This is a genomic window from Pontibacter mucosus, assembly GCF_003054055.1.
Taxonomy (GTDB): domain Bacteria; phylum Bacteroidota; class Bacteroidia; order Cytophagales; family Hymenobacteraceae; genus Pontibacter; species Pontibacter mucosus.
On record NZ_QBKI01000003.1, the window covers coordinates 114,326 to 129,466 of the forward strand.

At 55.5% G+C, this 15,141-nt stretch carries 10 protein-coding genes; 6 read left to right on the forward strand and 4 right to left on the reverse strand.

The window, feature by feature from the left end; all coding sequences use genetic code 11:
* Positions 1 to 87: 87 nt before the first annotated feature.
* Positions 88 to 1,734 carry a glucose-6-phosphate isomerase gene (pgi, locus tag C8N40_RS06915; protein WP_108211064.1) on the reverse strand — a complete coding sequence of 549 codons (1,647 nt, stop codon included), beginning with the start codon at positions 1,732 to 1,734 and terminating at the stop codon, positions 88 to 90.
* A gap of 232 nt (positions 1,735 to 1,966) precedes the next feature.
* Here pgi and C8N40_RS06920 point away from each other — a divergent pair, with 232 nt between their 5' ends.
* The 6 genes from C8N40_RS06920 to C8N40_RS06940 all read left to right on the forward strand — a co-directional run bounded on the left by C8N40_RS06920 (position 1,967) and on the right by C8N40_RS06940 (position 11,083).
* Complete coding sequence (locus C8N40_RS06920) at positions 1,967 to 2,152, forward strand: hypothetical protein (protein ID WP_108211065.1); 186 nt, start codon at positions 1,967 to 1,969, stop codon at positions 2,150 to 2,152.
* Positions 2,153 to 2,192: 40 nt separating this feature from the next.
* Positions 2,193 to 4,937, forward strand: a complete 2,745-nt coding sequence (locus C8N40_RS06925) for a cation-translocating P-type ATPase (protein WP_108211066.1) — start codon at positions 2,193 to 2,195, stop codon at positions 4,935 to 4,937.
* Positions 4,938 to 5,192: 255 nt separating this feature from the next.
* Positions 5,193 to 5,969, forward strand: a complete 777-nt coding sequence (locus tag C8N40_RS06930; protein ID WP_108211067.1) for an HAD family hydrolase — start codon at positions 5,193 to 5,195, stop codon at positions 5,967 to 5,969.
* Positions 5,970 to 6,129: 160 nt separating this feature from the next.
* Positions 6,130 to 7,710: a trehalose-phosphatase gene (gene otsB, locus C8N40_RS23080; RefSeq protein WP_170114033.1), complete on the forward strand. Its 1,581-nt coding sequence runs from the start codon at positions 6,130 to 6,132 to the stop codon at positions 7,708 to 7,710.
* A gap of 4 nt (positions 7,711 to 7,714) precedes the next feature.
* Positions 7,715 to 10,117, forward strand: coding sequence for a glycoside hydrolase family 65 protein (locus tag C8N40_RS22610; protein WP_170114034.1), 2,403 nt, complete (start codon positions 7,715 to 7,717; stop codon positions 10,115 to 10,117).
* Positions 10,118 to 10,141: 24 nt separating this feature from the next.
* Positions 10,142 to 11,083, forward strand: a complete 942-nt coding sequence (locus C8N40_RS06940) for a 1-phosphofructokinase family hexose kinase (RefSeq protein ID WP_108211068.1) — start codon at positions 10,142 to 10,144, stop codon at positions 11,081 to 11,083.
* A 60-nt stretch (positions 11,084 to 11,143) separates the two neighbouring features.
* Here C8N40_RS06940 and fbaA read toward each other — a convergent pair whose 3' ends face one another.
* The 3 genes from fbaA to C8N40_RS06955 all read right to left on the reverse strand — a co-directional run bounded on the left by fbaA (position 11,144) and on the right by C8N40_RS06955 (position 15,034).
* On the reverse strand, positions 11,144 to 12,220 hold the full coding sequence (gene fbaA / locus C8N40_RS06945) for a class II fructose-bisphosphate aldolase (protein WP_108211069.1): 1,077 nt from the start codon (positions 12,218 to 12,220) through the stop codon (positions 11,144 to 11,146).
* A 126-nt stretch (positions 12,221 to 12,346) separates the two neighbouring features.
* Positions 12,347 to 13,762, reverse strand: a complete 1,416-nt coding sequence (locus C8N40_RS06950; protein WP_108211391.1) for an exonuclease domain-containing protein — start codon at positions 13,760 to 13,762, stop codon at positions 12,347 to 12,349.
* Between the two features lie 132 nt (positions 13,763 to 13,894).
* Positions 13,895 to 15,034: an AI-2E family transporter gene (locus C8N40_RS06955; protein WP_108211070.1), complete on the reverse strand. Its 1,140-nt coding sequence runs from the start codon at positions 15,032 to 15,034 to the stop codon at positions 13,895 to 13,897.
* Between the last annotated feature and the right edge of the window lie 107 nt (positions 15,035 to 15,141).

The following is a 15,141-nucleotide window of genomic DNA, read 5'->3' on the forward strand; positions in this document are numbered from 1 at the left end:
TAAGAGTTATAAGTTATTAGTTGTTAGTAATAGGAATGGTGAACGAGCCACTTTTAACTCATAACTCTCAACTCTTAACTCAATAAGCTATTTATTTTCGGTGTAATACTGCATCAACCCGCTGGTAGAGCTGTCGTGAGGGGAGGTTTTGCCCTGCAGCAGCTCGCCCTCAATGGTGCCAGCCAGTTGCTTACCCAGTTCCACGCCCCACTGGTCGAAGCTGTAGATGTTCCAGATCACGCCCTGCACGAAGGTTTTGTGCTCGTACATGGCAATTAGGCTGCCCAGCTCAAATGGCGTCAGCTTTTTCATCATGATGGAGGTGGTGGGCTTGTTGCCCTCGAAGAGTTTGTGTGGCAGCAGCTGCTCCAGTTCCTCGCCGCTCATGCCTTTCTGCGTCAGTTCCTCACGCACTTCCTCCGCGTTTTTGCCTTTCATCAGTGCTTCTGTTTGGGCAAAGAAGTTCGACAGCAGCAGCGGGTGGTGGGTACCGATAGGGTTGTGGCTTTCGGCCGGGGCGATGAAGTCGCAGGGGATCAGGATGGTGCCCTGGTGGATAAGCTGGAAGAACGAGTGCTGGCTGTTGGTGCCTGCCGCGCCCCATACCACCGGCTGCGTCTGGTAATCCACGCGCTTGCCGTTGCGGTCGGTGCTTTTGCCGTTGCTTTCCATCAGCAGCTGCTGCAGGTACTCGGGCAGCAGACGCAGGTACTGGTCATACGGAAGTATGGCATGGGTCTGGCAGCCGAAGAAATTCGTGTACCAGATGCTCAGCAGCGCCATCAGCACCGGAACATTTTTCTCCAGAGGCTCCTGGCGGAAGTGCTTGTCCATCGACTCGGCACCAAGCAGCAGCTCCTCGAACTTCTCATAGCCCAAAGCGCAGGCTACCGACAAGCCAATAGCCGACCAAAGCGAGAAGCGGCCGCCCACCCAATCCCAGAAACGAAAAGCGTTTTCCTCGGCAATACCAAACTTGGTCACCGCCTCGATGTTAGTGGAAAGCGCCACAAAGTGCTTTTTGATGTGCTCTCGGTCCACGGCCTTCTGCAGGAACCAGCCGCGCGCTGTTTCGGCGTTGGTGATGGTTTCCTTCGTAGTGAAGGTCTTGGAGGCGATGATGAACAACGTCGTTTCCGGGTCCAGTTTGCGCAGTACCTCAGCGGCGTCGGTGCCATCCACGTTGGAGATAAAGTATACTTCCAGGTCTGGCTTCTGGTATTTCTTCAGCGCCTCTACCACCATTTTGGGTCCTAAGTCAGAGCCGCCGATGCCGATGTTCACGATGCTCTGGATGCGCTTGCCGGTGTAGCCGGTCCACACGCCGGAGTGCAGCTTGTCGCAGAACGTACGCATCTGCTCCTGCACCTGGCGCACTTCCTCAAGGGCGTTCTCGCCCTCCACCTCCAGGCTTTCTTCGGAGAAATTGCGCAGGGCCGTGTGCAGCACGGCGCGGTTTTCAGTGGCGTTTATCTTTTCCCCGCTAAACATACTTTCTATCGCTCCGGGCACATCCATTTCCCCGGCCAGTTGCACCAGCAGCTGCAGCGTTTCCTCGGTTACGCGGTTTTTGGAGAGGTCGTAGATGGTATTGTTCAGGCGGAAAGTATACTTGTTGAAACGGTCCGGATCCTGGGCAAACAACTCGCGCAGGTGCAGGGGCTGCACGGCCTTAAAGTGTTCCTCCAGTTTTTTCCAGGCCTGGGTAGTGGTTGGTGCTTGGTTTTTCAGCATAGTTCTCAGCGTTGTGCGGTTTATACCCCGGCGGCACAGGCCAGGTTACAGTTGCTTTGGTTTGTAGGTTACGTATAAGTAGGGCAGGCAACATGCCTCCGTTCCAAAGTTAGAAAATCCTGCAGATAATACTTGCTTTTGCTATATAATGGTTGCCGGGGCGCTCAAATCAAAATGCCTGCCGCTGCGTAGGTATAACATTAGGTCTGCCATACTTTAAACAGAACTGACTATGGAAGAGAGAAGAAACAATATGCCGGAGAAAGCCGGCAAAAAGAAACCTATCCTGAATGAAGATGAGGGCAAGCGTACCCCGCCCGGGCCAACAGGCTATATAACCGGCGGAAAAACACAGGCTACCCGTCCTGAGCAGGGGCCAGACGTACCGCCGCAGGATCGCACCACGGGTATTCCGTAGGCTGAAAACACGATAGTATCCCCGCTGAACCGGCCCCGTCATGGTAATAGATCAGAAGTTTCCGTACCACAGCATCAGTGTGCAGCAAACGCTGGAAAAGATGCAGTCGGGGCAGGAAGGCCTGACGGAGGAGGAAGCCAGGAGCAGGCACAAGCAGTATGGAGCCAATGAACTGACGGACAAGGAAGGTATCAACCCGTTTATACTTTTCCTAAACCAATTCAAGGATTTCCTGATCCTGGTGCTGGTGCTGGCTGCTGCGGTGGCCTGGTATGCCGGGCACATGGTGGATGTGTACGTGATACTGGCTGTTATACTTTTCAACGCTATCCTGGGCTTTTTGCAGGGCTACAGAGCCGAGAAAGCGATACAGGCGCTGAAAAGTATGCTGAAGCAGGAGGCGAAGGTGCTGCGCGACGGAAAACCCCGGACTGTGGAGGCGCGCCAGCTTGTGCCAGGCGATGTTATTTTGCTGGAGGAGGGCGACAGCATTCCGGCCGATTCGCGCCTGCTGCGGGCCCGGAACCTGCAAACCATCGAGGCCTCCCTTACCGGCGAATCGCTGCCGATTGAGAAGCATACAAAGCCGCTGGAGGAAAAAGCAAACCTTGGCGACAGGGCAAACATGCTCTGGAAAGGCACCCACGTAGCTCGCGGCTCTGCCCATGCAATGGTCACCGCTATCGGCGCGGATACGGAACTGGGCAAAATCTCCCATTCACTTGGCTCCATCAAGGCCACCGCTACCAATTTCCGGAAGAAAACCGAACGGCTGGCCAAGCAGATGGCACTGATCGCAATTGCCACCTCCCTGTTAGTTTTTATACTTGGCTACTTCCTGCGCGGCTATGCCTTCGAAGAGGTCTTGCTGATTACCGTGGCCACGCTTGTCGCCTCTATACCGGAGGGCCTGCCAGCCGTTATTACCATAGTGCTGGCCATTGGGGCTAGCCGCATGGCCCGGCAGAATGCTATTACGCGCGAGTTCTCGGCCACCGAAATGCTCGGTTCCGTTTCCGTCATACTTACTGATAAGACCGGTACGATCACCAAAAGTATACTCACGGTAGGCAAAGTATACCTGGGAGACGGCTCGGAGCTGGAGGTTACCGGCAGCGGCTATTCGCCACAGGGGGAGCTGCTGCAACAGGGCCAACCTATAAATCCGGCGGAAAATGAAGTGCTGCGGAAACTGCTGCTCATCGCCAAAGTATGCAACAACGCCCACCTCGGAGAACCTGAGCAGCAGCAAGAGGGCCCATCGCCAGATCCCGAAGTGACCGGCGATCCGACCGAGGTGGCGCTGCTGGTGCTGGCCAGAAAAGCGGAGGCTGGGCTGCAGGGTGTGTTGCCGGAGGCGCATGTGATCGACGATTTGCCGTTTAACTCCGAGCATAAGTTTAGGGCTACGCTGGCTGAGGTGGAAGGGCAGCGGGAGCTGCTGGTGGTAGGAGCCCCCGAAAAGATCCTGAAGCTGAGCTCGCATATTCTTACGTCCGATGGTCCGCAGGAACTGACGCAGGAGCTGCGGCAACGTATCCAGGATAAAAACGACGAGTGGGCCGACAACGCCATGCGGGTGCTGGCCCTGGCTTACCGCGACGGGAGCTCCATAGGTGATAGCGCCAGATCAGAGGATGTGCGGGAGCTGACCTGGGTCGGCATCACCGGCATCATCGATCCGCCACGCAGCGGTGTGCAGGAGGCGGTGGCCGACTGTAAAAGCGCTGGTATCCGCGTGATGATGGTGACAGGCGACCATAAGAAAACAGGAGCCGCCATTGCCAAAGAAGTCGGTATCCTGGAGCCAGAAGCAGAGGAAACGGACTACCCCCTGGCGCTGCAGGAGGATGAACTGGAGTCGCCGGAGTATGTTTTTGAGGATCTGGTGGATAATGTATCGGTATTCACCCGCGTGAGCCCCAACACCAAGCTGCGCATTGCCGAGCACCTCCAGCACAAGGGGCACCTGATTGCCATGACGGGCGACGGGGTAAACGATGCCCCGGCACTCAAGCGCGCGGATGTGGGCATAGCCATGGGTATCCGGGGCACGGATGTGGCCAAGGATGCCTCCCAGATTGTGCTGTCGGACGATAATTTTGCAACCATCGTGCGGGCGGTGCGGGAGGGGCGCATCGTGTTCCAGAACGTCAGGCAGACGAGCTTTTTTCTGCTTACCACCAACTTTGCCTTCGTTTTTGTATTCATCGTCACCTTGCTGCTCGACTGGCCTTTTCCCCTCACGGCTACACAGATTCTGTGGGTCAACCTGGTCACAGACGGGGTCATGGAGCTGGGGCTCGCCACGGAGCGCGGCCACGGCGATATTATGAAGCGCAAGCCTGTTCCGCGCGACGCCAACATCCTGGACAAAAGCGTGGTGCCCTACATTCTGCTGATGAGTATCATCATGCTGGGACTGACTCTGGCGGTTTTTTCCTATTACCTGCCCATGGGGGAGGAAACGGCGCGCACGGCGGTGTTTCTTGTCATCTCCATGACGCAGGTGTTTAACACGTTTAACATGCGGTCGCTGGAGCACTCCATCTTCCGGATAGGAATGTTCAGCAACAGGTATGTCAACATTGCCTTTGTTGTGTCGGTGGCCCTGCAACTGCTGGTGATTTATACGCCGTTCCTCAGCGGTGTTTTCCGGTTCGAGAAGTTGCCTGTCCTTGATTTGCTGCTCATTTTCCTGCTTTCCAGCTCGGTTATCTGGGCAGCGGAGGCCTATAAATTGTTTGCACGCAAAAAGAGGCAACCGGAATTTATTCTCGTATAAATTAAGGCCTGGTCCGTTTAAGATGCGGTTGGCCCTTAGCAGCTTAATGCCAACGTATGGCTGCAGCGTGGTGCCAACTTATACAATTTAATGACCGTAGATGCAGAAACAATGAAGTCAGCTGCCTATATTTGGAGAGCTGAAGGGGGCTGATGCCTCGCACACCGGCAGCAATTTTATACTTTGGGAGCAAGTATAAACCAGGCTCTCAACCGGGGCACAAAGTACTGGAAACCTATCACAAACCTATACTTTATGAGTAATCTGAGTAATCTTATAAAAGAGAGAAATATAAAAGCGCTGATTCTGGACATGGATGGCGTGATTACGAACACAGCGGGGCTGCATGCCGAAGCATGGAAGAAGCTTTGTGATTCGTATCTGCGCCAGCGCAGTGAGCAGGACGGAAAAGACTACAAACCTTTTAACCTGAAGGATGATTACCAGACCTACGTGCACGATGTGCCCCGCCTGGACGCGATGCGCAACTTCATGGCCTCCCGCGGCATCGAACTGCCGGAGGGCAGCCCTTCGGACAGCGCCGGAACCAACACCCTCATCGGCCTGGGCGAGCGCAAGGACTACTACTTCCATGAGCTGCTCAAGCAAAATGGTGTGGTGGTGTTCGATGATGCCGTGAAATTCGTGCGGGAGCAGCAGAAAGCAGGCATGAAGACAGCCATCGTATCAGGAAGCCGCAGCTGCCTGACCATCCTTCGCCGCGCCGGTCTGGACAAGCTGTTTGAGGTACGGGTAGATAAGGTGGTAGCCAATGAGCTGAAAATGCGCAGCAAGCCCGCCCCGGATATTTATTTGGAGGCAGCCCGCCGCCTGGGGGCATCTCCCGCGGAAACAGCCGTTTTTGAGGACACTGTGGGTGGCATCGAAGGGGCAAAAGCCGGAGGTTTTGGCCTGGTGGTTGGCGTGGACCGCAGCTACGTTCAGGAGAGGCTGGAGGAAAAAGGAGCCGACATTGTTATCAAAAGCTTTGAGCCGGAACTGAAAGAAAAACCTGTTTCAACGTTTAACTAACGTTTTATACTTGCAGAATTAAGAAAGCGCCGCTGTCAGCCAGCCGGCGCTTTTTTCTTTTGTGCCATGCGCGGCCTGCCGTATCTGTAACAACTTAATGCAGCAAAACGCAGTATTCCTTTACTGGAACTTCCCGTAACGCATAACCTCTGCACCCGTCATGCCATACCCCAGCTTGTACCGGTTACTGGAGCGCAAACGTATAAAAGCGCTCATCTTCGACCTGGACGGCGTGATTACCCAAACGGCCTGGGTGCATGCCCAAGCCTGGAAACGCATGTTTGATGCCTACTTGCAGGAGAGAGGGCAGCGCGAGGGCAACGTATACGAACCGCTAAGTATAAAAACCGATTACCGCCGCCACATTGACGGAATGCCGCGCTACGATGGCGTACGCAATTTCCTTAGTTCAAGAGGTATTATCTTGTCTGAAGGGACGCCGGAAGATGAGCCCGGCACGGAAACAGTGGCAGGGCTGGGAAATCTCAAAAACGTATACTTTCAGGAGCTGCTGCAGGAGGGAGGGTTGGAAGTATACCCCGACACGGTTGCCTTTATAAGGCAGATGCGGCAGCAAGGTTACCGCACCGCTGTTATCTCGGCCAGCAAAAACTGCAAAGCCATACTGGAGGCGGCAGGTATAGCAAGCCTGTTCGAGGTGCGGGTGGATGGCCTGCTGTCGGTGGAGCTGGGGCTAAAGGGCAAGCCCGCCCCGGACATTTTTTTGGAGGCGGCCCGAAGGCTGGAGGTAAAGCCGGATCAGGCGGCCGTTTTTGAAGATGCCCTGGCAGGTGTGGAGGCCGGTAAAGCCGGTGGCTTTGCCCTGGTGGTGGGCATAGACCGCACGAACGAGGCAGACGAACTAAAAGCACATGGCGCCGATTTGGTGCTGCAAAGAATACCAATCCAACATCATACTATGAAGCACACAACTACAAACCAGCCTGCCAGACAGCAGGGCAACGCACTACCTTCCGCCCTGAACAAAACAAGCGAGCTGCTACAGGGCAAAACCCCGGCTGTTTTCCTGGACTACGACGGCTGCCTGACCCCGATTGTGAAGGACCCCGACAAAGCCATACTTTCGGAAAGTATGCGCAGTACCTTGCAGGAGCTGGCAGATGTTTGTCCGGTAGCCGTTGTAAGCGGCCGAGACCGCGCGAACGTGGCGAAGCTGGTGCAGCTGGATAACCTGTACTATGCGGGCTCCCACGGCTTTGACATCTCCGGCCCAAACAACATGCACACCGAGCCCGGAGGAGCTGCCGCCGCTGTCCCTGCCCTGGACAAGGCGCAGGAGGAGCTGAAGGAGCGCCTGCAGCAGGTGGAAGGGGTGCTGGTAGAGCGAAAGCGCTATGCCATCGCGGTACACTACCGCAACGTGCCCGAAGATCAGGTAGGCAAGGTGCTTGACGTGGCCAATGATGTCCTCTCCAAGTATAGCGAGCTAAAGCCGGGGCCGGGCAAAAAGGTGCTGGAGCTCAAGCCCAACCTCGACTGGCACAAGGGAAAAGCGGTTCACTGGCTGCTGGAGGAGCTGGGGCTTAACAAGTCGGGTATCATGCCTTTATATATTGGCGACGACCTGACGGATGAAGACGCCTTTGCGGCGCTGAAAGGGCAGGGCGTCAGCATACTGGTGGGCGAGCACGGGGAGGAAACCGCGGCAGACTACCGGCTCGAAGATGTGGAGGAAGTACAGGAGTTTTTAAAGGCGCTCACAAGGGAAGTAAAGGGATGAGCCCATGCAGGAATGGAAGTTAACGTATGAAACCTGGCAGCCGGAGCAGCAGATGCTTCGCGAGGCGCTCTGCACCCTGGGCAACGGTTACTTTGCCACGCGCGGCGCTTTCGAAGAGCTGCCTGCCGTGGACAACGAGTTTTACCCAGGCACTTACCTGGCCGGTGGCTTCAACCGCCTCACCTCCGAGGTTGCCGGTGAGAACATCGAAAATGAGGACCTGGTAAACTGGCCAGACTGGCTCCCGCTTACCTTCTGCCACCCCGACGGGGAGTGGCTCGATATCCGAAAGGTGGAGCTGCTCGATTTCCGGCAGGAGCTGGATATGAAGCAGGGGCTACTGCTGCGCCGGCTGCACTTCCGCGACAAGCAGGGCCGGGAAACCTCGCTGATGAGCCGGCGCCTGGTAAGTATGGCCAACAAGCATGTGGCAGCCCTGCAATGGGAACTGACGCCGCTGAACTGGTCTGGTGAGATTATCGTGAAGTCCTCCCTGGACGGGCGGGTAACCAATAGTGGCGTGGCCCGCTACAGGCAGCTGGCAAGCCAGCACCTGCAACCGCTGGGGCAGGGACAGCACGACCCTGAAACGGTGTACCTGGAGGTGCAAACCGTGCAGTCGCGGTTACTGATGGCGCAGGCGGCGCGGGTGCGGGTGTACCGGGAAGGGGTGCAGGAAAGTATAAATTTTGAGGTGCAGCAGGAGGAGGGCCATGTGGCACAACAGTTCAGGCTGCATTGCGAGCAAAACAAACCGGTGCAGCTAGAGAAAGTGGTGCAGCTCCATACTTCCCGCGACCAGGCCATCACAGAGCCGCTCCAGGAAGCCTGCAAAAACATCGTGCGCCAAGGCAATTTCGAGCACCTGCTCGGCAAGCACGTGCAGGCCTGGCTGCGCCTCTGGAACCGCTGTGATTTGGAGATCTCCTGTAACGCCAAAACCCAGGGCATCCTGCGCCTGCACATCTTCCACTTGCTGCAAACAGTATCGGCCAATACCGTGGGGCTGGACGTGGGCGTGCCGGCCAGGGGACTGCACGGGGAGGCCTATCGTGGGCATATTTTCTGGGATGAGCTTTTCATTTTTCCTTTCCTGAACCTGCGCCTGCCCGAGCTTACCCGTGAGCTGCTGTTCTACCGTTTCCGCCGCTTGCCTGAGGCACGCTTTGCGGCGGCACAGGCTGGTTACCGTGGCGCGATGTTTCCGTGGCAAAGCGGCAGCAACGGCCGCGAAGAAAGCCAGGTGATTCACCTCAATCCCCAGTCCGGCCGCTGGCTTCCGGATAACACCTTCCTGCAGCGCCATATCAGCGCGGCCATCGCCTACAACGTGTGGCAGTATTACCAGGCTACGGAGGACATGAGCTTTCTGACCTTTATGGGCGCCGAGCTGATTTTCGACATAGCCCTGTTCTGGTCCTCCATTGCCACCAACAACCCAAGCCTTGGCCGTTATGAGATCCGCAATGTGGTGGGACCCGACGAGTATCACACTGAGTACCCGGACTCCGTTGAGCCTGGGCTGAACAACAACGCCTATACCAATGTGATGGCGGTGTGGGTGATACAGACAGCTCTCAAGCTGTTCGATATCCTGGACGACTCCAGGGTGGAGGAGTTGAGCCAGAAGCTAGGTATGAGCCAGGAGGATGTGGCGCGCTGGCGCGAGATTGCGGTGAAAATGTACGTCCCGTTCATCGAAAACAGCCGCATCATTGCCCAGTTCGAGGGCTATGAGAAGCTGGCGGAATTTCCGTGGGAGACGTACCGGGCAAAGTATGGGGAGGCCATGCGCCTGGACCGCATTCTGGAGAGCGAGGGCGACAGCGTGAACAAGTATAAAGCGAGCAAGCAGGCGGATGTGCTCATGCTGTTTTACCTTTTCTCCACCACCGAGCTAATAGAAATTTTCAGCCAGCTGCAGTATGACTTCACCAAGGAAGACAAGGCTGCCAACATCAGCTATTACGAAGAGCGCACCTCACACGGCTCCACGCTGAGTAAAATTGTGCACTCCTGGGTGCTCGCCCGCTCCGACCGCAAACGCTCCTGGAGTAACTTCCAGGTAGCGCTGGTTAGCGATGTGGAGGACATACAGGGTGGCACCACAGCTGAAGGCATACACCTGGGGGCCATGGCAGGAACCGTGGACCTGGTGCAGCGCGGCTTTATGGGCCTGGAGATACGGGAGGATGTGCTTTGGCTGAACCCGGTGTTACCGGATGAGCTTGGCTGCCTGAATTTTAGCATCCGCTACCGAAACCACTGGATCACCATAAACCTCACGCAGGACACCATGCATATCTCCTTCGACAGAGGCTGGTCGAAGGAAGTGCAGATAGGGGTGAAGGGGCAGGTGTATACCTTCACGACAGGCGAGCAACGCAAGTTTGACATCACCCGGTAAGTTTCATGCTTTCAGTTTGTATCCATGAGCGACATCATCACCATAACCCTGAACCCGGCGCTGGACATGAGTACCCATGTGGCACAGGTGCTGCCTGAGCGCAAGCTGCGTTGCCAGCAACCGGTTTATGAACCCGGTGGAGGTGGCGTTAATGTGTCCAGGGCGCTGAAAAAGCTCGGCGGCGACTCTTGCGCCTGGCTACTGGCAGGCGGCCCTTCGGGAGAGCGTCTTTGCAGCCTGCTGAAGGAGGAGGGAGTCAGTGTCAAGCCGCTCATCATTAAAAACTGGACGCGGGAGAACCTGATGGTGGTGGAAGATAGCTCCGGAAACCAGTACCGCTTTGGTATGCCCGGCCCGGAAGTATACGAGGCTGAGTGGCGCCAGTGCCTGGAAGAACTGGAGCGGCTGCCCAAAGCTAAGCTTCCAAAGTATGTGGTGGCCAGTGGCAGCCTGCCGCCCGGCGTACCGGATGATTTCTATGCACAGCTGGCTGCTTTGGCCTGGCAGCGCCACTTCAGGCTGGTAGTGGATACGTCGGGGGCAGCACTGGCGAAAGCCGCCGGCAAGGGCGTATACTTGCTAAAACCCAACCTGGGCGAGCTGGCGGCACTGGCTGGCAAAGAGAACATCACGGTTTTAGAGCAGGAAGAGATTGCCCGGCAGGTGCTGGCCGAAGGAAAGTGTCAGGTGCTGGTGGTGTCGCTGGGAGCACGGGGAGCCATGTTAGCCACCCCGGAAAGTATAAAGTACGCTGTACCCCCCACGGTGCCCCAGAAAAGCACGGTAGGCGCCGGCGACAGTATGGTAGCCGGTATGGTGCTGCGGTTGATGCAGGGAGGAAGTATGGAGGAGATGCTGCACTACGGTGTGGCCGCAGGTACTGCCGCCACCATGACCGCTGGCTCCGGGCTTTGCCGCAAAGACGACACCGACCGGATTTATCAGTGGCTGCAGGCGCAGCAGTAAGTAAGCACAGGCTTAAAAGCAAAATGGCGAAGCACTTGCTTCGCCATTATACTTTATACTTTAGTTGCGGTTAATCGCGTTCAAATCCTCGAAAGCCTCTTTCAGACGGGCGATAAAGGTTTTCTCTCCCTCACGCAGCCATACACGCGGGTCGTAGTACTTCTTGTTCGGAGAGTCTGCACCTTCGGGGTTGCCCAGCTGTCCTTGCAGGTATGCCTTCTTGTCCTCGTAGTAGTTGCGCACACCATCCCAGAAAGCCCACTGCATGTCTGTGTCGATGTTCATTTTAATGGCGCCATACTCGATAGCCTCTGTGATCTTCGCCTTCTCGGAGCCGGAGCCACCATGGAACACGAAGTTAACCGGGTTAGGGCCTGTGCCGAACTTCTGCTGGATGTGGTTCTGAGAGTTTTTCAGAATTTCCGGGCGAAGCTCCACATTGCCTGGTTTGTATACGCCGTGCACGTTGCCAAAGGCGGCCGCAATGGTAAAGCGGGAGCTCACTTTGTTCAGTTCCTCGTAGGCATAGGCCACTTCGTCTGGCTGGGTATAGAGCCTGGAGCTGTCCACGTCCGAATTGTCCACGCCGTCTTCCTCGCCACCGGTTACGCCCAGCTCAATCTCCACGGTCATGCCCAGGCGGTCCATGCGCTTGAAGTAGCTGGCGCAGGTCTCAATGTTTTCTTTGATTTCTTCTTCAGACAGATCGAGCATGTGCGAACTGTAAAGCGGTTTGCCGTGCTGCTCGTAATATTTCTCACCCGCATCCAGCAGGCCGTCTATCCAGGGAAGAAGCTTTTTGGCGGCATGGTCGGTATGCAGCACCACCGGAACGCCGTAGGCCTCGGCCATCAGGTGCACGTGCTGGGCACCGGAAATAGCGCCGGCAATAGCGGCTTTCTGGGCATCATTGCTCAGGCCCTTGCCAGCATAAAACTGCGCACCGCCGTGCGAGAACTGGATGATCACAGGAGAGTTTACAGCCTTGGCCGTTTCCAGCACCGCATTGATGGAGTTGGTGCCGATCACGTTTACCGCTGGCAGCGCAAAGTTATTTTCGTTGGCATACTTAAACAGCTCTGTTACCTCGTCGCCGTAAAGCACCCCTGCTCTGAATCTTGTTTTTGTTTCGTTCACAGAATTATTCGTTATAAAATGATGAATTTACCTGGTATGAGAAAGTATAACTTCCCTATACTTTAACGTCCTGAATTTAGGAGGCTTTTGCTGTAAATCCAAACTCATAAAGGCTGTATCGCCAACTTAATCAAATATCAGCACTTTGTCTTTGTGCTTGCCGCGCATGTGGTTGCGTATAATTTGCTGCACATCCTTGTTGTCGTTATAGCGCTGTATGGCCCCCTTAAAATCCCCCAGACTGCTGGCCGAGAAGGTATCGTCCACAAAGCCTAGGCCCAGGTAAGTGCCGTGCTCCACCACCACCACGGAGCGTTCGCCCGGCTCGCGCCCTTTCCCAAGTATAACGAAGCTGTTATGCTCGTAGGTAAACGAGTCGATGGCCTCATCCACGCGCCTGTTATACTCCTCGGGGCTTTCCTTGCCGATGCAGGCGCCGCTGCACTGGTGCACCTGGTAATCGAAGCAGGCGCCGTTGGTCTTGTAGAGGTCGCAGAGCTTCTGGCACAGGTTATACTTGGCCACTTTATGAAACAGGAAGCCTTTGGCCTTGTAGTGGTTGGAGAGCGCAATGATGGGCGTCATGCTGATGTTCTCGGCCTTGTCTATAGTTCCGAAAGTCAGGCGCTTGTAGCCGTCGCTGTCGGTATAGGAGAAAATGCCGGTGTTAAACACGCTGCGGCGCTGCTGCCGGTTGTACTGCGGCTTCAGGCGTTTTATCTCTGCCGACTCGTACAGCAAAGCCGCCAGTTCGTTGCCCAACAGCTCGTAGGTGATATCGGCGATGCTGTTCTTGAAGTTAAGCGATTTGCGGCTCTTGTAGTCGATGTTGAAGTGCTGGATGATGCGCTTCCTGATGTTTATACTTTTGCCCACGTAAATTACCTCGCCCTGCTCGTTATGGAAGTAGTATACGCCCGGCACCATGGGCAGCGCGTCCACTTTTTCCTTCGTGATGGCTGGCGGCAGCAAGGAGGTCTTGATTTCCTGCTTCAGTACCTGGGTGGTATGCTCGGCGGCCATGTTCATGTTGCCGTCCACCACCGGGCGGTTAATTTTGATAAGCCTGTCGAAAAGTATGGCCGTGGCCTCGGCATCGCCGATGGCGCGGTGGCGCTGGCTGAGCGGGATGTCTATACTTTGGCAGAGCTTGCCTAAACTATAGGAGGGCAGGCCCGGCATCAGCGAGCGGCTCAGGCGCACGGTGCAGAGCGTTTTCCGCTGGAAAGTAAACCCGAGGTCGGCAAACTCCTTCTTGATAAAGGAATAGTCGAAGCGGACGTTGTGGGCCACAAACACCTTTCCCTCGGTAAACTCCACGATGTCTTTGGCCACCTCGTAGAACTTGGGCGCGTCCTGCACCATGTCGTCCTTTATACCGGTGAGCTGCGTGATGAAGAAGGGGATGGGACGCTCCGGGTTAATGAGCGTGTGGTACTTGTCTACTACTTTCTCCCCGTCGTGTATGAAAATGGCAATCTCGGTGATCTTGTCCTGGTGCGGCTGGCCACCGGTTGTCTCAATATCTACTATGGCGTACAAGTTGCTTTGGTTTAGGTCGTGTTCATCCGGACCTGAAGCGTTAGCCAAAGGTCCCTGTTCTAAACCAATATTTTTAGTAATCCGTTTCAAATGGCGCTCCGTCCTTTTTCGCTGCAAAAATAATTAGCACCTCTATTTGTTCGGGTTTTTCTTGCCGCGCACAATGCCGTTCACCAGCTCGTCGAGCCAGCCCCGCATGCGCCCCCGCCGTTTGGGCTTCACCTCGTCAATGTCAGCCAGCAGGAAACCGAAAGGCTGGAGCGGCTCATACACGTCGAAGATCACCTTCATCATGGCAATAATCGGGATGGAGAGAATCATGCCGGCCGCGCCCCATACCTCGCCGCCTACGAGCAGGGCAAGTATGGCCGCAAAGGGGTTCAGGCTTACCTTGGAGCCCACGACAAACGGCGTGATAAAATTGCCCTCCAGGAACTGCACAAACATAAACACGAGCACCACCAGCACCGCGTCCAGCAGCTCACCGGTAGTGGCCAGGGTAAACAGGGCCGGAATGGAGGCGCCGATAAGTATCCCGATATAAGGGATGATCGTCAGGATAGAGGCAAACACGCCGAAGAACACGGCATATTTCACGCCAAGTATAAGCAGGCCGGCCGAGTTCAGCAGCGCCACCACCACAATCACGATCATCAGCCCCGAGATATAGCTCTGCACCACATGCTGTATGTCGATGATCGTCTGTATAACCCCGCTGCGCCTATCCTTGGCCACAAACTTGAACATGAACTGCTCCAGGTGGTCGCGGTAGTAGAGCAGCAGGAACACAAAAATAGGCACCAGGGTAAGGATGGTCAGGGCGCCTGTGGTGATGGAAATGGTGCTCCCCAGGAAGGTGGTGGTCAGCTCCTGCAGCCCTCCAATGGTGTTCTGGATGAGCTGCGACTTATCAGGTGGCACGATGCCGAAGTTCTCATAAACAAAATCCTGCCCCTTGGTAATCAGCTTCTGCATGTTCTTGCTGATGGACTCCAGCTCCGAGGTAAGGCTGACCAGCTGCATCGACAGGAACCACACAATCAGGCCAAGTATGAGTATGACCATGGTGATGCTGGCAAGTATGGCCAGCGGCCTCGGGAAGCGCAGCTTGTTTTCCAGGTCGCGATTGAGGGGCAGCAGCAGCAGGGCGAAGAGCAGCCCGAAAGCCAGCGGCATGAGCACAGCCTTAAACTGCTGCAGGGTATAGATAAGCAGGGCCAGGCCCAGAAGTATAACCGTGTATTTAAAGTATCCGGGTAGTTTGATTTCCATTTAAAACTTCTCCAATTTCATTATAATTTCCCTTGCCAGCGTCTGCTCATGCCACACCAAAAATAAGCAATTGTTCGGCCATAAAGTATACAAATATAAATATATAA

Excerpts from the sequence above, each read along its gene's own strand:
- pgi (WP_108211064.1), bottom strand. The coding sequence starts at position 1,734 with ATGCTGAAAAACCAAGCACCAACCACTACCCAGGCCTGGAAAAAACTG.
- C8N40_RS06920 (WP_108211065.1), top strand. The coding sequence starts at position 1,967 with ATGGAAGAGAGAAGAAACAATATGCCGGAGAAAGCCGGCAAAAAGAAA.
- C8N40_RS06925 (WP_108211066.1), top strand. The coding sequence starts at position 2,193 with ATGGTAATAGATCAGAAGTTTCCGTACCACAGCATCAGTGTGCAGCAA.
- C8N40_RS06930 (WP_108211067.1), top strand. The coding sequence starts at position 5,193 with ATGAGTAATCTGAGTAATCTTATAAAAGAGAGAAATATAAAAGCGCTG.
- otsB (WP_170114033.1), top strand. The coding sequence starts at position 6,130 with ATGCCATACCCCAGCTTGTACCGGTTACTGGAGCGCAAACGTATAAAA.
- C8N40_RS22610 (WP_170114034.1), top strand. The coding sequence starts at position 7,715 with ATGCAGGAATGGAAGTTAACGTATGAAACCTGGCAGCCGGAGCAGCAG.
- C8N40_RS06940 (WP_108211068.1), top strand. The coding sequence starts at position 10,142 with ATGAGCGACATCATCACCATAACCCTGAACCCGGCGCTGGACATGAGT.
- C8N40_RS06955 (WP_108211070.1), bottom strand. The coding sequence starts at position 15,034 with ATGGAAATCAAACTACCCGGATACTTTAAATACACGGTTATACTTCTG.